The organism is Nostoc sp., from assembly GCF_036919615.1.
Lineage (GTDB): Bacteria > Cyanobacteriota > Cyanobacteriia > Cyanobacteriales > Nostocaceae > Nostoc.
This window is the reverse complement of record NZ_JBALCN010000074.1, coordinates 1-21,472: the sequence shown is the minus strand read 5'-3', so window position 1 is coordinate 21,472 and position 21,472 is coordinate 1. Positions and strand designations below refer to the sequence as shown.

Genomic DNA, 21,472 nt, shown 5'->3' with positions numbered 1-21,472 from the left:
TGCTGCCATGAATCAATTTAAACCCTGTTATGCTTCTGGATGATTTAGCTTATTTACTACTTGCTTATTCCGGAAAGTGACAGAAGAGGGATATGTGTCAACGACAATGATGTATGGTTAAACTTTATTCCAGCTAAAGCCCACTGAAGTTCAAGTGTCCCCACCCAGAAACGCGCCTGGTCGATGACATACATCGTTAACCATCCCATCTTGATTAAAGTCAAGATGGTCAATAGAGATATTGGGATAGACAGCACGAATTCTTTCGAGATAGGAGAAAGGAATATTCATAGTAAATCCAGACACAATCACAACAAACAAAAAACCAAAATTTCTCAGACTTTTAGCCCGATCGCAGCGACTTATAATTATTTGCCTGTTTGTTGTATCAACGAACCACTGTGATTTCACTCCTGAGAAAATTGCTAAATGTGAGCATAACACCATTTTAGTGATTAATCAGCCCAAATTCGATTCAGGTACTGTAAAATTACCACGACGATCGCCACACTCAAAGAAAAGCCTAGCCAGAAACTATCAGTAATAATTCGCGGTTGATCTAATGCCCATCCACCCAAGGGATGACCAATAAAATAGCCAACACCCCAGCAGACAGCGTTGATGGAGAAATAAACGCCGCGTTGATTTTCAGGAGCTAACTCAGTGACTAAAGAAGCAGCAGATGGGGTATAAGAAACAATCGCAACAGCAAGTGCTCCCAATGCCAATGCTACCCAAACTAGATTATGAGATGGGGCAGTACCGCTTACCCAAATCAGGCCAAAACCAATTGCCCAAAAAATAGCAGACACAGTAAGTGCGAGTGTATGAGAACAGCGTTTTAAAATACTGGTAACAGGCAATTGACAAATGATCGCTAGCACCAGATGCCAAGCAAATAGAACGCTAATCGTAGTTTGAGCAAATCCTTCGGTAGTACTTTTGATAACAAAGTTTTTGAAGTAAAGCGGCAGGGTGCTGTGGATTTGAGAAATATAGATTGTGAAGAATATATTAACTGCTATATAGACAAGGAAGCGGCGATCGCTTAATACTTTCATCCAAGAAGCAAAATGTTGTGTTTTTTCAGATTTCCCTATCTGCTGTTGTTCAGTTTCAATAATTCCCACATAGACAACCCCAAAAAAGACTAAAAAAGAGATGGCATCAATGACAAATAACCATCGATAACTCCCAATTATCGCGATCAAAAACCCTGCTAGCACAATTCCGATCGCTAACCCAAGATTATCTGCTAATCGGGCGATCGCAAAAGTTTCGCGGCGATTGTCAATCTGGCTGGCATCAGCAACAACAGCTTCAGCAGCCGGCCAATAGAAACCTATCCCTAAACCGCTAATCAAGCTACCAATTACCAAAATAGTAAAATTAGTGGTTGTAGCTAAAACTAGAGAACCAATGGCTGAAATCGCCGTCGCGAGCAACAAAGTGCGGCGGCGTCCCCAGTGTTCAGAATCAGCCAAAGAACCACCTACAATCCGCCCTACAATGCCGGAAATCGAGGCGCTACCAAAGGCTATGCCAACGGCGGTTGCAGATAAACCAACTTGATTGACAAAAAAGATCGGGGCGTAAAACAGGGTAAAGCCGGTGCCAACTTCCGAGAAGAATCTACCAATTGCGAAAATCCAGACCTGGGGATGTATCGAGGGCAGCCACGATGATAATTGAGATTGAGAAGCTAATTTCATGAGCTTAAATGTCATAGTTTTGTGACATTTTTGTAATTCTTATCATTGCCTGCTATTTTCCTGACTCATTCCACAGGGTTTCCACAGAGATTTTAGCAGTTTTCCACAGGTACTCAACGAGCTAATGGGCTTCTTGCCGTCTGACTGGGGATTGTGAATTAACAGTGACAAGGAACTTGAAGGACTGAGTTTTTATAAAGTAAAGTAACAAAAAATAGGCTCTAAAGGTGATTATTCCGTTCGTATTTATTTTTTATACAATCGTTTTTAACATTTCGCAGCATTGACAAACCCACCCCCTCTTGGCGCACAATGATGCGGCTTGCTTTTGTAGTCTGTTCAACCGTTGGCATCAAATGTGTAAAATATATTACCATCAGATGTGGACGCCGATTGTCGGGCTGGCAAAAGAGCGTCTGAGGTAGCCCTAAGCCGCTTCACCGCAAGCAACTTGTCCCTCTTGATTGACCTCATAGGAGGAAAATCTCATGAAAGCAACGGTTAGCATCTTTACAGAAATTCCCGAAACACTCCACGAATCCTTAAAAAACTACTTAGAAACCCATCCCGATTGGGATGAAAACAGAGTATTCACGGCAGCGTTATCATTGTTTTTACTCCAAAATGGAGATAGCGATCGCCGTGCTGCCCGAGTCTATCTGGAAACTTTGTTCCATCACTCCTCAGTAGAAATCCCCAGCATCGATTCACCCGCAACAGCTAATCTACTAGATACTCCATAGGTACTGGTATGAAGGGCGTTATTCTGCCTCATGCCCTAATATGGGCACGACAAACCGTGTTCATCAATGGGATTTTGACCGTGCCAATTTTAGATTTTTTTGGTTCACGCCCCGTCCAAGCGTGGGCGGAACAAATCCAATCATCTGCTCGCTAACGCTGTGCTATCGTCAATTCCATTATCTAAAATTGATTGACCTAATAGCGATCGACCATCTGCGGGCAATATTACAACAAAAAAATCAATAGATTCTGATCCATTAAAAAGGTTCCAATAGTTTCTCCTGTGACTAAAACTAGTTAGTAATAGCCCCAGATTTAGAATTGAGGCAAGACTTGCGTATATTAACTGACCGTTAGTACTTGTTATATAGCGGTTTTCTTTTGGATATAAACAAGTTCATCGGGGCGCACAGCTATGCGCCCCGATGAACTCCACTCTAAGCACCGTTATATCTACCAAAACGGTCAGATGTGAAGAAATATTTTCCAGTGAACTCTTTCCCCTGTCCACTGTCTTAAACGGATGAATCAATATCTCAAATAACTGCCTGGTCTGTATTTGAGCGATATCTACCTATTTTGATTGTCTAAATTTGTCTTTTACTAAAGCCAAAAAAATCCACCAATTGCTCCCCCAAGAGTCAACAGTCAAGAGTTAAAAAACTCTAGACTATAAACTCAGGACTTGGCTTCTAATTGCTGGGGGTGAGCAGCAGATTCAAACTTATACCCTACGCCACGTACAGTTTGAATTAATGCTGGCTGACTAGCATCAATTTCAATCTTCTTACGAATTTGACCGATATGTACATCTACAACCCGCTGGTCACCGACATATTCATAGTCCCACACTTCTTGAATTAGTTCTGCACGCCGCCAAACTCGACCTGGATGACTGGCTAAAAAATGTAACAAGTCAAATTCCAGAGCAGTTAAGAGTACTGGTTGGTTATTAAGTGCCACCTCCCGTCGCACTGGATCAATCATAAGTTTTTCAAATACCAAGCGTTTCTGCTCGGCCGTAGTTATCACTCGCTGACGCCTCAAAATAGCTCCGACTCTGACTTCTAGCTCTCCCAACCCAAAAGGCTTGGTGAGATAGTCGTCGGCACCTTTAGCAAAGCCGCGAATTTTATCAGCTTCATCAGCACGACTAGTCAACATCAGAACAAAAACACCATTACGACTTTGCATCTCTTGGCAGAGGTTAAACCCCGTTACATCTGGTAAATTCACATCTAGAATCACCAAATCAGGGTTAAATTGCTCAAATAGAGTTAAGGCTGTCTTTCCATCTTCGGCAGCCTCCACCTGATAGTTCTGTTTAATCAAAAAGCGTTGGATTAAATTCCGAACCGCAGGGTCGTCGTCAACTACAAGAATCTTGGCAGGAGCCATGACCATTACTTTGCACAAAAATTCGTAAGATTAACAAAAAGGTTGCGTAAAAACGCAGTTGCCACTTTGGGACTAACTAAGAATCTACATGGCTAAGGTATAAGAATCCTGATTATTCAAAAATAAATACTTTAATCAGGATTGTGGCCGATGAGAACGCGAAACTTATGTTAGCCACAGTATATAGGCGCTCTGACTTTAGCCGCAATAGTTCTTGACACCCAGACACCTTCTTGATCCCAGTTAGGTGGTAACTAAAAACGTTTCAATTTTAAATCGATCTGCGGATATATACCACAAGCGATTATTCAGTATAATTAAAAAAACTCTGTTAGGGCACAGTAAGTTGCCAAATTTGAAACAGTAAAGTTGATTTTTTCATAAAAACTATGCATTTTAGGTACTCTCCGTCCAAATTCTAGATTAGAGCCTGAACTGGGCAACGACATGAGGGTATACACGGAGTTATAGCGATATGTTAAAGTGACTATGGTTGAAATTACAAAGTCGATTAAACTAACCCGTGCTACTATCCTGGTAGGGCATAAAAATAGGTCGAGACTTTAGTTTCGATCAAAGAAAAACCTAAAGCTGTTTTTATTCGACAAAAGACTGCCGCTGACTGAGGCTGAAGTAACAAACTCCCATGAGCGATCAAAATCCCTACGAAAAACTTGGGGTATCAGAAGAGGCTAGCTTCGATGAAATTCAGGATGCTCGTAATCGCCTATTCGAGCAACATAGTGCCGATGCCAAGCATTTAGAAGTAATTGAAGCGGCTTACGATGCGATTTTAATGGATCGCTTACGGATGCGCCAGGAAGGTAAAATTAAAGTCCCTGAGCGTATCCGGTTTCCAGAGTTGCGAGTGCAATCGCCTCCTAAAGAAACTCAAACCCCTCAGAAGCAGTCACCTGCATGGCTGCAACGGATGCTGGATCAGCCAACACCTGCGGATATACTCTTGCCAGGAGCTTGGTTTCTTGGTTTGAGTTCTATTAGTGTGTTTTACCCAGAGGGAGGCGATCAGGTTTTGCAGTTAGCATTAGTGGTTGGGGTAGGTGCCAGTATTTATTTTCTGAATCGCAAAGAAGGCAAATTTGGCCGAGCAGTTTTGTTCACCCTTGTCAGTTTAATAATTGGCTTAATCGCTGGGGGACTAGTTGCTAGCTGGCTCTTACCACAAATATCATTTACCAGTTTGGGAACAAATCAGTTCTCTACGGTAATAACGTTTATATTGTTGTGGTTGGTTAGTAGCTTTCTACGCTAAATCGCTACCCGTAAGCAAGTTTTTATAAAGAAGACATAGTTAATGTGTGTTCTTCTCAAATAAGAGAGTCAGGAGTCAGAATAAGTATTCTGACTCCTATTTTAGTTTTCAACCTGAATGCTAATTAGGTTATTACCTGGTATCTTCCAGCATTGCCAACAACCGCCTCAGAATAAATCTGGGCTAATAGGTAAAATTTTATAATGAAGACTGATACCATTTCACGAAATATTTGATACAGAAACATCTGTAGGGTTATACATCTGTACACCCCTACATTCGATTCACCTGTTGCAAAGATTTTTGTCAATGGTATGTATGATCAAGGGCTTGAGTCCACTATTTGGCTATAAGAAAGGAAATTTATTTCCTAGGGGATGATTGGCATAATTGAGATTGATGTAAAAGGTAAGTTACCCAATATTAAAAGACAATAAACGAATGCCGATTAATTCAATAGACCTCTTGCAAAAATCCTTGAATTACCCCTCCCCAACCCTCCCCGTATGTGTTGGGGAGGGGCCAAGATTTCAAGTTTCCCCCCTTTATAAAGGGGGATTAAGGGGGGTCTATTCGACTTATGCAAGAGGTCTAATCTGTTACAGCCACAGAGCCTTTCTAGACAAGGTGTTTAGGTTTTAGAACTAAATCTACAGCAGCGCTGAAATCCTTAACGATTAAATCGGGGTGGTAAAGTTCCAATTGGGTGCGATCGCGGATGCCAGATTCCACAGCTATCATCTTAATACCATAATTTTTAGCAGCGGTGATGTCGGCTTCCGTATCTCCCACCATCCAGATATCAGCAGCTGGGGGCAGTTCTTCTAAAGCCCTAGCCATTAACAAGGGCTTATCTTCAATATCGCGAGTTTTAACGTAGTCGTTACTCAGGCAATAACAACGATTTTCCGGGAAAAATCTTCCTAAATCGTGTTTTTTAAAGGCATAATCTAGTTCCCGAAATCGGCGCATCGTCATAACAGCCAAATCAATTCCAGCTTGTTGAATTTTTAACAATGCATCCACAGCACCGGGTGCGAGGCTGTCATAGTGAAAGTAAGGTTCTGTATGCACTGTTTGCCGCCGCAACTGGGCGAATTCTTGGGCTTGGGCTTCGTCTAACCCGGAATTTAAGGCGATTTGTTTTTCGGGAATGCGCGATCGCTTTAACTGCCAAAATTCCGCTTTCAGAAGTTCTTGCACTACTTGGCCTGGGCGATGGGTTTTCTCCAAACAGAATTGATAAACACGGTAGTACCGTTCGGAAACATCAATAATTGGGCCGTCGAAGTCAGTAATAAGTCTTAGCATCGGCGGAGAATGTTAATTTTTATGAAAATTATCTCAGATGTATGGCTATTTTTTGAGAGATAAATTTAGAGCAGCATTTTATTGCAGGGTACCACGTTTGATTTGTTCGCTTTCAATGGCTTCAAATAAGGCACGAAAGTTACCTTCGCCAAAACCTTGAGCTTGGAAACGGCGCTCAATAAACTCAAAGAAAAATGTTGGCAGTTCAAAAATGGGCTGGGTGAAAATTTGCAGTAGTAGAGGCGCGGTTTGTTGTGCCCCTACAGCAGTATATTCTTGCCAGTCCACCAGAATTTCCTGTTGAGCGATCGCTTCCAGTTCTAAGGGTGATAGAGTGAGTCCTGGTCGCTGTTTTAGCTGCGAGTAGTAGCTTTGGGGAACTGAGAGTAAGGATAAACCACTGGCACGAAATTTAGCGATCGCACTTACAAGATTAGTCGTCCGCAAGGCAATATGTTGAATTCCTGGCCCTCGGTTGACATCAAGAAACTCCTGAATTTGGGAATTGCTGGAAGCCGGTTCATTAATTGGCAATTGAACACTGCTGTTACGCGAAACCATTACTTGGCTGTGTAAAGCAGAGCGATCAGTTTTAATTTTAAATGCCTGCTGGGGTTGAAAATCTAAGATGTTTTCGTACCAAGCGACAGCACGCTCTAATTCACCAACTGCCACATTCAGCACTATGTGATCTATGGCGGTAAAAGTGTTGTCATTTGTCATTTGTCCTTTATCAAAAACTAATGGCGTCGGTGCTTCTCTACGAGACGCTACGCGAACGCCTTCCCGCAGGGTATAACTACTGACCAATGACCTTTCTATCAACGTATGAGTCAGTCCACCCCAGGCGGCAATTTTGGCACACTTGAGGAATGCCGTACCCACCTGGCGTTCCTGGATGGGTTGTAGGATTGTAGCACCGTGCAGTTGAGCGAGTGCGATCGCGCCTTCTACATTTTCGACAGCAAAAGCAACATCTGCCACACCAGGTGGATATTGACGCAAAAACTCAGCTACTGGACTTGTGGGTAACAGTGCTGAAGACAGCAAAAAGCAGACAGCACCACTATTCACCACTTCTGTACAAGTGTGAAACGAACTGATGCTCTTGGCTACTGCTTGAAAACCAAGATGGTGTACAAACCAATCCCGCCATACTTTGGCATCTTCTACATAGAAATGAACGTGATCAATTTTCATAGATACTGAAAATCCAGCATAACAGCTTATATCTCTGTAAATTTTGCCTTTTTTGCTAAATTTTCAGGTCTTTCCCAGGCAATAATTATGTAAACGTACTGATACTCTAAAAAAACAAATGACTATCAGGTTGAATGTTAATTTCCATTGGCACAGCTTGCGGTTCGGCAGAAAGGGCAAAGAAAATTGCATTGGCAGCAGTTTCAGGACTGAGCATTTTTTTTCGGTCTACTTTCAACGACAATAACTTTATTATGCATTCAATTATTTACATTTATTTATATCTTTTTATATAATACTGAATTATCGGTGAAGATTATACGTAGACATTCATAAAACATTTACTTGCAGAGTAGCGACGTTATCTCATATTCCTTGCCACTTACCACAATTTTTGCAGAGGTAATTCTGCTTGTCATTCCGACGACCATTTTTCCCATATAAAGTAGATTCGCACCGGGGACATTTCATTTTGTGATTCAGGTATTTAGAGCAGATACTTATCTTTAAATATATAGTATAAAATAATACTGTCAATTTCAGTTCGTATTGCCCAATACAAGAAAAACCCAAAGCAAGCGGAAATTAAATTTAACCCCTAATTTCCAGTTGCACTATGTGGTAACTCTCTAAATAGCTAGAATCAAACATTTCTAATTGATGCGGGCGAAAACGTAGTCGCGGGTGCGAAAATCTACAGGGTTAGTAAAGATTTTATTTGTAGTACCAAATTCAACCATTTGAGTAATGCGATTTTCATTACTATAAAAGAAAGCCGTAAAATCAGATAGGCGAGAAACTTGCTGCATATTGTGAGTAACTATCACAATTGTCAATTCAGAGCGCAAGTTATGGATCAGATGCTCAATTTTCATACTACCGATAGGATCAAGGCCTGAACAAGGTTCATCCATCAACAGAACGTTCGGTTTGACTGCTAAAGCACGGGCAATACATAATCTTTGTTGTTGACCGCCAGAAAGCTCTAAAGCAGACTTATGCAGCTTATTTTTCACCTCATCCCAAAGTTCAGCAGCTTTGATGGCAGATTCGACAATCCCATCTAATTCTACTTTCGGATGCCATCCAACTAATTTCACTCCATAGGCAACATTATCATAAACGCTCATGGGAAAAAGATTTGGCTTGGGAAAAACCATACTAACTTGGCGACGTAAGCGATTGATGTTGACACGACGCTCATAAATACTCTGTCCAAAAAATTCTACTCTTCCTTCAACCCTTACTTCTCCTTCTAATTCACTCATGCGATTTAACGATTTAAGAAAAGTAGACTTGCCACAACCACTAGAACCAATAATTGCCGTGACTTGGTTTTGGTAAATATCCATTGACACGCCTTCAACTATCTTTTGAGTGTCGTAATAGAAGCTGAAGTTTTTGACTCTGATGGCTGGAATTAGTTTACTCATATTCCCAAAACGTGTGAAACAAAACTTGACTAAGCAAAACAGTACAAATCAGCGCCGCTGTTTCATAATATTACTCCCAAAAGGAGATATTCGTGGAAATTACGTAGCTATACAGTAGTCATACAGCAGATAAACTGTTAGTAGATATTTATATTAAGACTGTGTGCCAAAATTTATCTTTTAGAGACTTTTTATACCCATCTTTCGCACCTGGATCTATATACCATCCTTTACTATTAAAAAGGATTTGGGCTGCTTCGACTTAGAAATAGCTATGTAGAAATAAAAATATTAATATTATATACCCCTCATAGGTAGTGAGGAGCTAGGACATACTTCAGGGACTTCCAAATAAAAAAATAATCAATCGCTTTGGGGAGCAGCAGGGCAAACGCATCTAAGTTACCCTTAATTACAAACAAGATTAAGAACTAACGAAATAAATCAGGACTTATCGTTTTATTTACTTTCTAAGACTCAATGCGATGCCTGCGGCGGGCTACGCCTACGCTAAAATTTTTGTCAATAAGTAGGGATTAATCAGATTATTTTGAGACTGTTGCGAATAAACTAGCCTTGTTGACATGATGTGGTCGCCCTAGTGGAATGCCACAGTATTTATTCTAGATACAACTAACAACTCAGTACTAGCGAGGATTTTTTCCTCAAAAATTGAAAATAATTTGATAAATAAAATAAATCAAATATTTTCCCAAAATTAGATGTGTTTGCCCTGGGGGAAGCAGGGAAAGCAGGGGGAGATGAAACCTGATAATCGTATTCGATGCAGGAATTGAGTAATTTAATTTTTGGATGTCCCTCAACCGAAACGCCCTGAAATGTAGTCGCGGGTGCGGGGGTCTAGTGGGTTGTTAAAGATTTGCTCTGTAGCGCCAAATTCAACCATTTGACCAATCCGACTTTCATCGGTGCTGAAGAAAGCCGTAAAATCAGAGACGCGAGCGGCTTGCTGCATATTGTGGGTAACGATCGCAATTGTCAACTCAGACTGCAAACTATGGAGCAGTTCCTCAACTTTCATAGTAGCGATGGGGTCAAGAGCCGAGCAAGGCTCATCCATCAGCAGAACTTTCGGCTTGACTGCTAAAGCACGGGCAATACATAATCTCTGTTGTTGACCACCAGAAAGCCCTAAAGCTGATTTATCCAGCTTATCTTTCACTTCATCCCAAAGAGCAGCACTTTTAAGAGCAGATTCGACAATCTCATCTAATTTTAATTTTGAATACCTACCTGCTATTCTCATACCGTAGGCAACATTTTCGTAAATGCTGATCCCAAAAGGATTCGGTTTTTGGAACACCATACCAATTTGGCGGCGTAACCGATTGATGTTGACACGAGGAGCATAAATATTCTGACCAAAAAATTCTACATCTCCTTCAACTTTCACAGGCCCTTCTAATTCGCTAATACGATTAAGAATTTTGATGAAGGTAGATTTACCACAACCACTAGGGCCAATAATTGCGGTTACTTGGTTTCGATAAATATCCATTGACACCTTTTCGATCGCTTTTGTTGTGCCATAGTAAAAACTGATATTTTTAACTCTGATAGCTGGAATTAGGTTATTCATGCTTGCCCAAGCTGCGAAACAAAATTTTTGTTTTACTTGATTCTTCTCTGGCTAATAACTAAGCGAGAGAGAATACTGACACATAAAATTAAGCTGAGTAAAACTATAGAAGTAGTCCATACTAATTGGCTTTTTTGCGGGTCGGGGTCGTTGTAAAGGTTAAAAATCAATACTGGTAAGGAAGCTGTTGGACTTAACAATCCTTCTGACCAATCTAGACTAAATAAAGCAGTAAAAATTAAGGGTGCTGTTTCACCAGCCGCACGAGCTACAGCTAATAAAATACCTGTAGTAATTCCGGGAATTGCAGCTGTGACAACGATGCGAAAAATCGTTTGGAAGCGAGTTCCGCCTAAAGCAGCAGAGGCGAGGCGTTGAGATGTGGGAATCAGTTTTAATGATTCTTCTGTTGTCAGTATAATCACAGGTAGCATAATCACAGCTAAAGCAAAACCACCTGCGATCGCACTAAATCCTTTAGTTACTAAAACTATCACACCATAAGCAAATACGCCTACAACAATTGAAGGCACACCTGTAAGAATATTGGTGATCAAACGAACAAGTCCAGCGATTGGATTGGTTTGACCAAATTCCGCCAAGAAAATTCCTGTCATTATCCCTGTGGGAATGCTTAAAATAGCACCAATTACCACCATAATTATGGTTCCCAGGATAGCATTGCCAAAGCCATTGTCAATCACTGCTTTGACAAACATATCTGATTTCAGTCCAGATATTCCCCGGACAATAATTTCCCACAAAATTGATAATAAAGGAATGAGTGCTAGACCTGTTAAACCAAAGGCGATCGCATTCATTACATAAGTAAATATTACTCGTTCTGTTGGTAGAGGACTGCATAATTCTGTCGCTAGAGATTCATCAGTTTCTAACTGGATGTAACCACTCATACTTTTTACAAATTTTGATTTTTAAACGTATTTTTCCACTAAAGTATTTATGGTCAGTTTAAACATAAATAGAATTAATTATTTTTCCTACCAACCCATTTCACCAATAGTACAGCACCAATATTTACAACTAGAGTCAACCCAAACAAAATCAATGCCAAATAGCTCAAAGCGCCTATATGCAATCCCGGTTCAGCTTCGGCAAATTCATTCGCTAATACTGAGGGAATTGTATAAGCTGGATCGAGTAAAGAAGCACTGATTTGAGCAGAGTTACCAATCACCATAGTGACAGCCATTGTTTCACCCAAAGCACGTCCTAATGCGAGCATTGCTGCACTCACCATTCCAGAAAAACTAGCTGGTAGTAAGACCCGAAAAATTGTTTCCCAACGGGTACCACCCAAAGCCATAGATGCGCTACGTAATTCTTTAGGGATAGCCATTAAAACATCACGAGTAATTGCTGCCATTGTGGGCAAAATCATGATGGCTAGAATAATTCCAGCGGTCAACATATTAGTCCCAGAAGGATCTTCTGTATTAAACAGTGGTATCCATTTAAAAGTGCTGGTTAGCCACTTTTGTAAAGGTTCTAAAACTGGAATAAACACAAAAATTGCCCACAAACCAATAATAACACTGGGAATTGCTGCAATTAATTCAACAACAAATGCTAAAATTGTTCGTAGCGATGAAGGTACGAAATTTTCACTCGTAACTAAGGCTACTGCTATTCCTACTGGAACAGCAAATAAAATAGCGATCGCACTACTTACTAAAGTTCCATAAATATAGGGTAATGCACCAAAAAGCTGATTCCCTGTATCCCAATCTTGTCCCCACAAAAACCCCAATCCAAACTGCTTAATGGCTGGTAGAGCTTCGTGTAAAATTACCCAACTCATCAAAAATAGTACTGCAACAGTAATCACGGAAAAAAAGTATAGTAACCGTGTAAAACTTTGGTCAAACCAGAAATTTGTGCCACTGATAGCTGTTAAATTAAAACTTTCATCACCTAGAGTTGGATCATGTGATGAATTTCTGTCGATTGGTTCTGATGAATTTGCCATTATAAATCAATAAAATAGATTTTTTTCTTATTATTATAGTGAGTCTTTAACTCCTTTTATGGTATCTGGAAAACCTCACTTCTATTTCTCTCTCCTCAAAGGAGAGAGACTTTGATTTCCCCCCTTCCCGCGTCAGGAAGGGGGTTAAGTTTTTCGTGGGCTTTTCTATATAACGTGAAAAGTCAGATTAACTCATACTACTAAAAGAGGAAAGTATTCAGGAGTGCTGAGTGCAATTATTGCTTTTTTTACTCAGCACTGTTTTGGTAAGATTGCAAATTAAGGTTTGACAGAGCTATTCACTGTCTGAAGTACACGATTTGCCACATCAGATGGAATCTTAGTGTAGTTGAGGTCATCGTTATATTGTTGACCGTCTTTCAGTACCCAATTAATCCATTTCTTAATAGCATCAGCTTTAGAAGCACTAGCATACTGTTTATAAACCATAATCCAGGTGAGACCGACAATCGGATAACCCTGTCCTGGATCTCCTACAAAAACGCGGTAGTTGTCTGGGAAAGTGACAGTTGACAAAGCTGCATTTGCAGATTCTAAAGAAGGAGCAACAAATTCTCCTTTCTTATTTTGTACCAATGCTGATTTCAGATTGTTTTTGATAGCGTAGGCATATTCAACATAACCAATAGAACCAGGAGTACGAGATACTAAGGCAGCTACGCCTGGGTTGCCTTTGCCTTTGAGGACATTTGGCAGATTCCATTTTGGAGCAGTGTTAACTCCAACTCTGCCTTTAAAATAACCACTGGTAGCACTTAAGTGATTAGTAAAAATGAAAGTTGTACCGCTACCATCGGCGCGAACAACAAATTTAATTGATTGATTTGGTAGATTAGCACCTGGATTATCAGCTTTAATTTTTGCGTCATTCCATTTGGTAATTTGACCTGAGAAAATTGCTGGTAGTGTACTGCGGGACAATTTAAGATCATTAACGCCTGGAAGATTGTAAACCACAGAAACGGCACCGCCTGCTGTGGGTACTAAGATTACACCGTTTTTGACTTTAGCGATTTCATCATCTTTCATTGCAGCATCACTACCACCAAAGTCAACAGTTCCAGCAGTAACTTGACGAATACCACCGCCACTACCAATTGCTTGGTAGTTAATTTTCAAGTCTGGATATTTATTTTTAACTTCACGAGCATAGCGTTCGTAAAGCGGAGCTGGAAAAGTTGCTCCTGCACCATTGAGAGTTTCAGCTTGTGCGATCGCACCAAAAAATGGACTGAGTGCAACAGAAGTTGTCACCATTGAAGTAGCAACGACACGATTCAAGATGGTGGTCGAAAAAATCATATTACCTCTGATTAAAGGAATATTTTCCTGCTGTAATTTCAGCCTTAAATTAACTTACAGTTTTTATAGTTAACGATGAATAAACAAAAGATTAAGGTGAGTTTAACTTTTACTTTAAATATTTTTTGTTTATTGATCTTTTATTGACTAGATTAGTTTAGTAAAAATATGCTAATGACAAACTTCAGCTTAATTTAAATAATTAAAAATGAGTAGATTACACAATTTAAAAAATATAACTTCAGTAGAAAAGAGAGAAAAATCTGTATTTATCTGTAACTTCCTGGAGTGGAGTAGCAATTCTAAATCATTTGTTGTTAGGCTCTGCATCTACATAGGATCAGGATATTGCTCCTCATAATATTGCTCTCGATTTTCTTCAGAAGAATGTCTTCCGCGCCCTAAATACGTTTTAAAGTTCTCAATAGCAAGAATCTTCTTAATTGCCGTCATAGGACTGCTATAGAATAATATCTCAGGCTCAGGATAATCACTCACTGTATAAGCAGTTTTGATTACTGCTGCGACTTTTTCTTGCTTAATTGATTCAGTTGATATTTGTATCGAGCGCCACTTCTCTCTATAAATAGGAAGCATTGCCTCTTGTTCATCAGATAGCTCGGTGATGATGCGTTTTGGCATATCATTTGTGCGTCTTGGCATATTTCAGTGTAAAAATAGTAAGTTGGCTTGAACAAAATATTTGTTACGCAGTCACCTTTAACCATCCAAAAATATCACCTACCGTCAACTGTAACCCTTGGCAGAACTCTGGTACCGGCAAAACAGACTCATTTTCCTCAAAAGGTAAAGGTTGTTGTCTGGCAGGATAAGCAGCAATGAATCGCTCATCAGGGTCAATTAACCAACCCATTTGAGTCCGGTGATTGAGAGCATGTAAGATTTTTTTTGTAACTTTTGTATGGCTTTGTTCGGGGGAGAGAATTTCGATTATCCAGTCGGGTGCTGCGGCGAATGTATTGGCAATACCACCATTCTCGTCTACAGGAAGCCTTCCCCAAGAGAATACAGCGACATCGGTAACTATAGAACGTCTTGCAAAAGTGCAACGTAATTCTGGAAAAGCCCAACCCATTTTTTGTACTTTGACAACAGAATTGATTGTGGGACAGAGTTCTCCTTGAATAGTGCTATGTTTCCCTTGAGGCATAGGTTTTGGAATGATTTTACCGTCGATGTACTTGCAATGCGGTTTAGTTTCTGGTAGTGCGAGAAACTCTTCTAGAGTCAATATTTTATTTGGTGTTTTTACCATGATTATCCTAGCTCCAACTTATGATAATTTTTTTTACATAGTTAAGTCCTAACTTGTGAAGTCTTAATTTAAAAGTATTTACCTTATTCTAAAATATTTTTTAAATTCACCAATCCGCTGCTACCTAATTTATTTCATGTTTGCTTGCGGCTACAATACAGCACCAAGAGTATAAATAATCCTATTCCTGCCAAATATTTAATCGGCTCAGGTACGCTGGGATTAGGTGAAAAAAAGCCTTCGATCGCACCAGCAATAATCAACATTGGTACAATCCCAAATACTAGCTGCACCGCTTGCGAACCGTACAATTTCAGTGCATCCCCACGGCGATATTTACCAGGAAATAAAATTGCTCTTGCTAATAAAAATCCCGCCCCCCCAGCAAAAAAGATGGCGGGTAATTCCAAGGAACCATGCGGCAACACAAACGCCCAAAAAGCATAAGCCAGATTATTTTGAGCAACCAAAGTACCAACAGCACCAATCAGTAAGCCATTAAATACCATCAAATAAGCTGTGTATGCTCCAGCCGTGAAGCCACCAGCAACAGCCCCAAAAGACACCGACAGGTTATTGATCATGATACTGCTGGATGCCAGAGGTTCAACGCCGACAATTGACCCCATCCACAATTTATGCTCATCTCGCACCTTAGTAATCAAGCTTTCAGGTACTATCAACGACATAAAGCTAGGATTTTGCCAGGAATACCACCAAGCCACTAATGCCCCCAGTAGAAACAGCACTATCGCCGCAGCAATATATGCAAATGTTTTCTGAACTACAGATGGTAATCCCCAAGTGTAAAATTTTCGGATTGCCTGCCATTCCTGTCGCCGCGAACCTTGGTAAATCTGCGTATAAGCACGAGTTGTTAAAAATTGTAAACTTTGTATCAAAGTATTGCCAATTTGCTGCGTGCGGGCACGGGCCAAATCTGCCGCTACTGAACGATACAAACCCGCTAACTCTCTAATTTCTGTTGCCCGTAAGGACTTTAGCCCTTTTTTTTCTATCTGCCTTAATAGGGCATCCAAACGCTGCCAATTCGGTTCTCGTCGCGCAATCCAACGTTGAATATTCATGAATTTTGGGAACACTGAGTTTAACTTAGCTTAAAATATCCTCAAATTCATCTCCGTAGTTTCAAGCTAAATTGCTATTATGTCTAAAAATTTTGGATCTCCCGGTCAGATACAACCACTGAGTGTAGGAAATGTTGTCAGTGCTGCGGTACAGTTGTATCGTTCTCATCTGAAGACTTATCTAAAACTGGCTTTAATTGCTCACTTGTGGATTATAGTTCCTATTTACGGCTGGGCAAAATATGCAGCCATCTCTGGACTAATTTCACGCTTGGCTTTTGGAGAATTGATTTACCACCCTGAAAGTGTCCAAGCTGCCAGCAGCCATGTTAATCTGCGTCTGTGGTCATTTTTAAGAGTTGGTTTCCAAGTAGGAATATCTTTGCTTTTAATTTATTTTGGACTGGCGATGGTGGGTGGTGTCCTGGCTACCTTGCTGGGAGTAGCATTAGGACGGACATTAGGTACTTCAGGTGTTATAGTTGCAACTACATTAGCAATAATTATAACGGTAGTTATTGTGCTGTTGGGACTAACCTGGTTCTACTCGCGTTGGGTGGTAGCTGAGATACCGCTAGCAGTTGAGGAAAATATCAATGGTGGCGAAAGTGTTGCCAGAAGTTGGGAGTTAACTAAAGCTTCAGTACTTCGCATTCAGGGCATCGTTTTAGTGGCTTTTATAGTTACACTGCCGTTGGTGTTTGTATTAAACTATATACCCAGCTTATTTCTCTTAAAACTTGAGCAAGGTTCTATTATTTACGGAATTGTGTATTTTATTTCTTGGATCGGCAGTTTAGTAGGTGGAGTTTTTGTAATGCCATTCTGGCAAGCACTAAAAGCTGTTTTATACTTGGACTTGCGGACTCGGCGTGAGGGTCTAGGTTTGCAGTTACGAGAACCTCCCTCACAAGATTTTCGTTAACTCAACACCTTAATTCAACTCTATTAATTTTCAATTAGTTAAAATATGCGCTTTTTTAATCGCATCACATTCCAGACTCCAGAAAGTGTAGAGTTAGAATTCACTTTAGCGGGAATCGGCAATCGAGCTTTGGCACTACTGATTGACTATACAGTCTTGACTGTAACCTTACTTGTGTTTTTCCTTACCTGGACTGTCTTTTCAACACAACTTTTCAATTTTTTTGAGGATTTTATTACGAATGCTCAGAGTTTAGGACTTTGGTTGTTAGCAATTTTCTTCATTATCGCCTTTGCAATTTACATCAGCTATTTTGTATTTTTTGAAACTTTATGGTTTGGGCAAACTCCTGGTAAACGGTTTGCTAAAATTCGCGTAGTTCGAGATGATGGTAGACTCATCGGGCTACAACAAGCAACGCTACGTGCCTTACTGCGACCCTTTGATGAGACTTTGTTTATTGGCGCTTTTTTAATTATGTTTGGTCGTCGCGAAAAGCGCTTAGGTGATTTGGCTGCTGGCACAATTGTGATTCAAGCCCAAACACCCATTGCATCAGCGATATTGACAATTTCAGAACAGGCAAAGGTACTCCATGAACAGTTAGTACAAATTGCTGATTTATCACCATTGATGCCTGATGATTTTGCTGTGATTCGTGAGTATTTGCATCGACGTAATGCAATGTCGTTAAAGGCAAGAGCATCACTATCTCTAAAGTTAGCAGAGCAAGTTAAAGCTATTATTAATTTAGAAAATTTGCCAGAACCTGTTACACCCGATGTATTTTTAGAAGCTGTTTATGTTGTTTATCAACAACCGGAATTTTAGGCTAGAGATTTTATTTAGAGTATTGATAAAAAGCTAGGAGGAGCATCCCATTTTGTAAGAAATACTAGACGATTAGAAATTGTGGCTATACAAACTAAACCCGGCGTTCCGTAGAAAAGGCGTCATAGGATTTATCTTTGAGCTTATTTTCTCTGCTATGTCTATAACTAGCTGTCCATTCATGTATGTATAAATCTGCAACTCCTGGAACTAAGTACAGAAATTGTTTTTAATTTATTGTAATTATATAGTTTTAGGACTTATGCCTTGACAAGAAATACCAATTATGATAGACAGATATTTAAAGAATACATATTTTGTAGGCGTTTAGGATGCTAAACGCCTATAAAATGGTCTATTTATGAGCAAAAGATAAATAAGAAAAGCCTGAAACAACCTATTTTCGTTAATGGACATCACGATTAATTTGTACAGTGTGTAAGTCCTAAGTTGATGTTTATTAAAAAAGAAAATAAGCATCTGATTTTTGAAAAAAAAGAGTGTAATCCGGAATGGCACGACTTTATTTTGTAGCTCCTTATATACCAACAAACGTAAAAGCGCTTAGTACCGATGACTGAATCATTGACTACTAGTCTTACCGTCATTAACTTTGAGGCTTACATTTAACAACTGAGCAATAATTTCATCGACTGAGAGTAAACTTTCCACTAAGTGTTCTAGAAGGAGGAGAAAGATGAAAAAACTCATAGCTGCGCTGGTTGCTATACCTACTATCGCCTTAGCAAAGGTCGGAGTCTTAGCAAATGTCGGAGAAGATGTAATCAATTTTTTTGCTACGCACGAAAATGATCTTACGACGCTAGTTCGTAGTTTAGCTAACCAAGGAGATGATGCTGCGAGTGCAGCTCGTAGTTTAGCTAACCAAGGAGATGATGCTGCGATAGTAGCTCGTGGTTTAGCTAACCAAGGAGATGATGTGGCTAAGGTCGCTCCTGGCGTTTTTAACTTGAACCAAGCAAAAGCTAATGCTAAACAAGTTATTTATAACGAGGTACACAACGCTATTTTATCAGGCGTAAATAAAGATTCTATTAATCATCTAATGGCAGTAGCTGAGGAAGTAAATAAGAAGCAATATTCCAAAACAGGTGTCTTGTTAAGTGGAGCAGCGCTATTGACACTTGTAAATCAAGCACAAGCACTTGCAGCAAACGTTACTACCAAACATTAAGAACACACAGCAATTCCCGCTCCTAAATTCTATTATCTAAGAAGCCAAAATTGAAGGTAATATTTTGGCTAGTTATTCCAAATCTAAGTTTAGCTTGGGTTTGAGAATTAAGATATCCTGGATGAGTATAAAGGAGCCGTAAAACTCATTCTACTTTCAATTTATTTGATACCTTTTGATGCTCTGTAACTACATTATTGTCATAATCTCATCAGATTTATTTAAGAGGAGATTACTTTTTATTAGTAAATCTTTAGATTGTTAACCCATTTTTAGATTTGTCATTTTTTCAAGCCACATAAGATGCATTTACCATAACTAAGCAGGCAATTTTATAGGTAAGTAAACAGAGTTTATAAGATTAGGGATATTACTACAACAAGCTATGAATATACAAAATGAAGACTTGAATCTTTATAACGATTACGAATCAAGAATACAGCAATATAAACGAGAACTGGAAAAAGCAATTGAGCAAAATCCAAATAGTATTAATAGAAAAATTTACTATCAATTGAAGAATGTACAACAAGCTTTAGGACTTACGGATGAAGCCGTAGCAGTAGCTTACACTAGCCTAGTAAGTGACCTGCAACAGCAGGGTTATATGGAGGCAGAAGTTATATCTATACTTGAAGAAGCAATTCGTATTAACCGTAAAGTTGCGGCAGCGTATACTACGCTGGAGACTATACTGTACAAGCAAGGTAACAAAAAGGAAGCTATCAAAAACCTGGAAACTGCTAGAAGCTTATTCATGGAGCAAGGCATGGTTGCCGAAGCTAATAAGATTAAGCAGTCGATTGAATATCTGCATAAAAGTAACAATCTTTGGTTGCATATTACAAGGTTCTTGATTGGCTCCTCAGAAACATCTGAACCTATTCACGGAAATGCTAGCCAAGAAGAAATCAATCGTCGACTTTGGCGTGTTGAAAAGCGTCCTACTTTTCATGCAGAACATTTTCATCATAAAGGAGATATTATGTCAGACAAGTCAGAAACTTCTAGTTACACCTTTAACAACGCAAAATTTGGTGGTGGCTTCGCTGGAACTCAAGGAACTCAAACGGGTGGTACTTTAAATGACTATTCTTCTAGCCCAAACCTATCTCAAGCTGCCGCAGAGATTCAGAAACTTCTAAAGCAACTCTCAGCTGCCAATCCGACTACAACCAGCACTGAGAAAATGAGAGTGGTAACTAAAGCAGTTGATAAAATAGAGAATGATCCAGCCTTCAAAGAACTTGTAATTGCTGTCCTTCAGTCAGGAAGTACCGAAGCGTTTCAACAAAAAATTAATCACCCACTTGCTAAGAAGCTACTGTCAAGTATTGAGGAATGGAGGCACGTTGAGTAACTGTATTCAAATATATCTGTAATAGAGAATAGAGGATAAGCCTGTGTCAGAAACATCTAAATACAACCTAGGCAATGCCAAATTCGGTGGCGGATTCGTAGGAGATAACGGGACTCAAATCGGTGGCACTTTTAATGACTATTCATCAAACGGCGCCGATATCAAAACTGAAGTTGCTAGCGCTTCTGCCACGAGAACAATTTTGATTCTAGCAGCGAATCCAAAAACTACTTCACCCTTGCGTCTAGACGAAGAGGTGCGAGAGATCAACGCAGGATTGCAGCGAGCTAAAAAACGGGAACAGTTTGAAATCAAGCAGCAGTGGGCTGTACGCGTGCGGGACGTTTATCGCGCCCTATTAGACACAAAGCCGCAAATCGTTCATTTTTCCGGTCACGGTGCAGGAGATGAAGGTTTAGCATTAGAGAATGAAACCGGACAGGTGCGGTTCGTGGACGCAGAAGCACTAGCTGGACTATTTGAGTTGTTTGCCAGTCAAGTGCAGTGCGTCGTACTCAACGCTTGTTATTCTGAAGTGCAAGCAGAGGCAATTGTTAAATATATTCCTTACGTAATTAGGATGAGTAAGGCAATTGGAGATAAGGCGGCGATTGAATTTGCAGTGGGATTTTATGATGCTTTGGGTGCTGGAGAATCAGTGGAGTTTGCTTACCAATTAGGTTGCAATGCCATTCGGCTAGCGGGTATTGCAGAACACCTAATACCAATTTTATATGAAGCTGCATATAATGGAGAAAAGAAACTCGATAAATTAAAATAGCCATGAGCCGCCCTTTTAAGATTGAAATCGCA

The 21,472-nt window shown here is 39.9% G+C and carries 21 protein-coding genes and 2 pseudogenes; 8 read left to right on the top strand and 15 right to left on the bottom strand.

Annotation, left to right across the window (positions count from 1 at the left end):
* Positions 1–150: 150 nt before the first annotated feature.
* On the bottom strand, positions 151–447 hold the full coding sequence (locus V7K48_RS21295; protein WP_335075192.1) for a hypothetical protein: 297 nt from the start codon (positions 445–447) through the stop codon (positions 151–153).
* An 8-nt stretch (positions 448–455) separates the two neighbouring features.
* On the bottom strand, positions 456–1,727 hold the full coding sequence (locus V7K48_RS21290; protein WP_335075191.1) for an MFS transporter: 1,272 nt from the start codon (positions 1,725–1,727) through the stop codon (positions 456–458).
* A 473-nt stretch (positions 1,728–2,200) separates the two neighbouring features.
* Between V7K48_RS21290 and V7K48_RS21285 the strand changes: the two are divergent.
* Positions 2,201–2,392: pseudogene (locus V7K48_RS21285) on the top strand (DUF2811 domain-containing protein); the annotation flags it as partial.
* Positions 2,393–2,463: 71 nt separating this feature from the next.
* Entirely contained in the window at positions 2,464–2,610 is a 147-nt protein-coding gene (locus V7K48_RS21280; protein ID WP_335075189.1) for a hypothetical protein, read from the top strand.
* Between the two features lie 524 nt (positions 2,611–3,134).
* Here V7K48_RS21280 and V7K48_RS21275 read toward each other — a convergent pair.
* Entirely contained in the window at positions 3,135–3,854 is a 720-nt protein-coding gene (locus tag V7K48_RS21275) for a response regulator transcription factor (protein WP_334815859.1), read from the bottom strand.
* A gap of 646 nt (positions 3,855–4,500) precedes the next feature.
* On the opposite strand from V7K48_RS21275, the gene V7K48_RS21270 reads away from it, so the two are divergent.
* Complete coding sequence (locus V7K48_RS21270) at positions 4,501–5,127, top strand: CPP1-like family protein (protein WP_334976948.1); 627 nt, start codon at positions 4,501–4,503, stop codon at positions 5,125–5,127.
* A 618-nt stretch (positions 5,128–5,745) separates the two neighbouring features.
* Here V7K48_RS21270 and V7K48_RS21265 read toward each other — a convergent pair.
* From V7K48_RS21265 to V7K48_RS21215, 12 genes and pseudogenes are all read right to left on the bottom strand, one after another.
* Positions 5,746–6,438 carry an HAD family hydrolase gene (locus tag V7K48_RS21265; protein ID WP_335075188.1) on the bottom strand — a complete coding sequence of 231 codons (693 nt, stop codon included), beginning with the start codon at positions 6,436–6,438 and terminating at the stop codon, positions 5,746–5,748.
* Between the two features lie 78 nt (positions 6,439–6,516).
* Positions 6,517–7,638 (bottom strand): 4-hydroxyphenylpyruvate dioxygenase, encoded by a 1,122-nt coding sequence (hppD, locus tag V7K48_RS21260; RefSeq protein ID WP_335075187.1) that lies wholly within the window; start codon positions 7,636–7,638, stop codon positions 6,517–6,519.
* 106 nt (positions 7,639–7,744) lie between these two features.
* A pseudogene (locus tag V7K48_RS21255) lies at positions 7,745–7,882 on the bottom strand (oxidoreductase); the annotation flags it as partial.
* Positions 7,883–8,004: 122 nt separating this feature from the next.
* On the bottom strand, positions 8,005–8,109 hold the full coding sequence (locus V7K48_RS35110) for an IS1/IS1595 family N-terminal zinc-binding domain-containing protein (protein WP_442949455.1): 105 nt from the start codon (positions 8,107–8,109) through the stop codon (positions 8,005–8,007).
* 182 nt (positions 8,110–8,291) lie between these two features.
* Positions 8,292–9,071, bottom strand: a complete 780-nt coding sequence (gene pstB / locus V7K48_RS21250; RefSeq protein WP_335075186.1) for a phosphate ABC transporter ATP-binding protein PstB — start codon at positions 9,069–9,071, stop codon at positions 8,292–8,294.
* A gap of 820 nt (positions 9,072–9,891) precedes the next feature.
* Complete coding sequence (pstB, locus tag V7K48_RS21245; protein ID WP_335075185.1) at positions 9,892–10,671, bottom strand: phosphate ABC transporter ATP-binding protein PstB; 780 nt, start codon at positions 10,669–10,671, stop codon at positions 9,892–9,894.
* A gap of 32 nt (positions 10,672–10,703) precedes the next feature.
* The gene (gene pstA, locus V7K48_RS21240) at positions 10,704–11,585 is read right to left on the bottom strand and encodes a phosphate ABC transporter permease PstA (RefSeq protein ID WP_335075184.1); all 882 of its coding nucleotides are present in this window, start codon (positions 11,583–11,585) and stop codon (positions 10,704–10,706) included.
* 74 nt (positions 11,586–11,659) lie between these two features.
* The gene (gene pstC, locus V7K48_RS21235; protein ID WP_335075183.1) at positions 11,660–12,661 is read right to left on the bottom strand and encodes a phosphate ABC transporter permease subunit PstC; all 1,002 of its coding nucleotides are present in this window, start codon (positions 12,659–12,661) and stop codon (positions 11,660–11,662) included.
* Between the two features lie 279 nt (positions 12,662–12,940).
* A complete protein-coding gene (pstS, locus tag V7K48_RS21230; RefSeq protein WP_335075182.1) occupies positions 12,941–13,984 on the bottom strand; it encodes a phosphate ABC transporter substrate-binding protein PstS in 1,044 nt (347 codons plus the stop codon).
* Between the two features lie 330 nt (positions 13,985–14,314).
* Positions 14,315–14,626 (bottom strand): hypothetical protein, encoded by a 312-nt coding sequence (locus V7K48_RS21225; RefSeq protein ID WP_335075181.1) that lies wholly within the window; start codon positions 14,624–14,626, stop codon positions 14,315–14,317.
* Positions 14,627–14,690: 64 nt separating this feature from the next.
* Entirely contained in the window at positions 14,691–15,260 is a 570-nt protein-coding gene (locus V7K48_RS21220; RefSeq protein WP_335075180.1) for a Uma2 family endonuclease, read from the bottom strand.
* Positions 15,261–15,394: 134 nt separating this feature from the next.
* Positions 15,395–16,348: a stage II sporulation protein M gene (locus V7K48_RS21215; protein ID WP_335075179.1), complete on the bottom strand. Its 954-nt coding sequence runs from the start codon at positions 16,346–16,348 to the stop codon at positions 15,395–15,397.
* A gap of 79 nt (positions 16,349–16,427) precedes the next feature.
* On the opposite strand from V7K48_RS21215, the gene V7K48_RS21210 reads away from it, so the two are divergent.
* From V7K48_RS21210 to V7K48_RS21190, 5 genes are all read left to right on the top strand, one after another.
* Entirely contained in the window at positions 16,428–17,273 is an 846-nt protein-coding gene (locus V7K48_RS21210) for a hypothetical protein (RefSeq protein ID WP_335075178.1), read from the top strand.
* A 45-nt stretch (positions 17,274–17,318) separates the two neighbouring features.
* The gene (locus tag V7K48_RS21205) at positions 17,319–18,104 is read left to right on the top strand and encodes an RDD family protein (RefSeq protein ID WP_335075177.1); all 786 of its coding nucleotides are present in this window, start codon (positions 17,319–17,321) and stop codon (positions 18,102–18,104) included.
* Between the two features lie 697 nt (positions 18,105–18,801).
* A complete protein-coding gene (locus V7K48_RS21200) occupies positions 18,802–19,299 on the top strand; it encodes a hypothetical protein (RefSeq protein WP_335075176.1) in 498 nt (165 codons plus the stop codon).
* Between the two features lie 385 nt (positions 19,300–19,684).
* Positions 19,685–20,659 carry a tetratricopeptide repeat protein gene (locus tag V7K48_RS21195; protein ID WP_335075174.1) on the top strand — a complete coding sequence of 325 codons (975 nt, stop codon included), beginning with the start codon at positions 19,685–19,687 and terminating at the stop codon, positions 20,657–20,659.
* Between the two features lie 43 nt (positions 20,660–20,702).
* A complete protein-coding gene (locus V7K48_RS21190; RefSeq protein ID WP_335075173.1) occupies positions 20,703–21,440 on the top strand; it encodes a CHAT domain-containing protein in 738 nt (245 codons plus the stop codon).
* Positions 21,441–21,472: the final 32 nt, after the last annotated feature.

Bases quoted from the DNA above. Each gene is read 5' to 3' on its own strand.
- V7K48_RS21290 (WP_335075191.1), bottom strand. From the start codon at position 1,727: ATGACATTTAAGCTCATGAAATTAGCTTCTCAATCTCAATTATCATCG.
- pstC (WP_335075183.1), bottom strand. From the start codon at position 12,661: ATGGCAAATTCATCAGAACCAATCGACAGAAATTCATCACATGATCCA.
- V7K48_RS21205 (WP_335075177.1), top strand. From the start codon at position 17,319: ATGCGCTTTTTTAATCGCATCACATTCCAGACTCCAGAAAGTGTAGAG.
- V7K48_RS21275 (WP_334815859.1), bottom strand. From the start codon at position 3,854: ATGGCTCCTGCCAAGATTCTTGTAGTTGACGACGACCCTGCGGTTCGG.
- V7K48_RS21200 (WP_335075176.1), top strand. From the start codon at position 18,802: ATGAAAAAACTCATAGCTGCGCTGGTTGCTATACCTACTATCGCCTTA.
- V7K48_RS35110 (WP_442949455.1), bottom strand. From the start codon at position 8,109: ATGAAATGTCCCCGGTGCGAATCTACTTTATATGGGAAAAATGGTCGT.
- hppD (WP_335075187.1), bottom strand. From the start codon at position 7,638: ATGAAAATTGATCACGTTCATTTCTATGTAGAAGATGCCAAAGTATGG.
- V7K48_RS21210 (WP_335075178.1), top strand. From the start codon at position 16,428: ATGTCTAAAAATTTTGGATCTCCCGGTCAGATACAACCACTGAGTGTA.
- pstA (WP_335075184.1), bottom strand. From the start codon at position 11,585: ATGAGTGGTTACATCCAGTTAGAAACTGATGAATCTCTAGCGACAGAA.
- V7K48_RS21270 (WP_334976948.1), top strand. From the start codon at position 4,501: ATGAGCGATCAAAATCCCTACGAAAAACTTGGGGTATCAGAAGAGGCT.
- V7K48_RS21265 (WP_335075188.1), bottom strand. From the start codon at position 6,438: ATGCTAAGACTTATTACTGACTTCGACGGCCCAATTATTGATGTTTCC.
- V7K48_RS21195 (WP_335075174.1), top strand. From the start codon at position 19,685: ATGAATATACAAAATGAAGACTTGAATCTTTATAACGATTACGAATCA.
- V7K48_RS21295 (WP_335075192.1), bottom strand. From the start codon at position 447: ATGGTGTTATGCTCACATTTAGCAATTTTCTCAGGAGTGAAATCACAG.
- pstB (WP_335075186.1), bottom strand. From the start codon at position 9,071: ATGAGTAAACTAATTCCAGCCATCAGAGTCAAAAACTTCAGCTTCTAT.
- pstB (WP_335075185.1), bottom strand. From the start codon at position 10,671: ATGAATAACCTAATTCCAGCTATCAGAGTTAAAAATATCAGTTTTTAC.
- V7K48_RS21215 (WP_335075179.1), bottom strand. From the start codon at position 16,348: ATGAATATTCAACGTTGGATTGCGCGACGAGAACCGAATTGGCAGCGT.
- V7K48_RS21225 (WP_335075181.1), bottom strand. From the start codon at position 14,626: ATGCCAAAACGCATCATCACCGAGCTATCTGATGAACAAGAGGCAATG.
- V7K48_RS21220 (WP_335075180.1), bottom strand. From the start codon at position 15,260: ATGGTAAAAACACCAAATAAAATATTGACTCTAGAAGAGTTTCTCGCA.
- pstS (WP_335075182.1), bottom strand. From the start codon at position 13,984: ATGATTTTTTCGACCACCATCTTGAATCGTGTCGTTGCTACTTCAATG.
- V7K48_RS21280 (WP_335075189.1), top strand. From the start codon at position 2,464: ATGAAGGGCGTTATTCTGCCTCATGCCCTAATATGGGCACGACAAACC.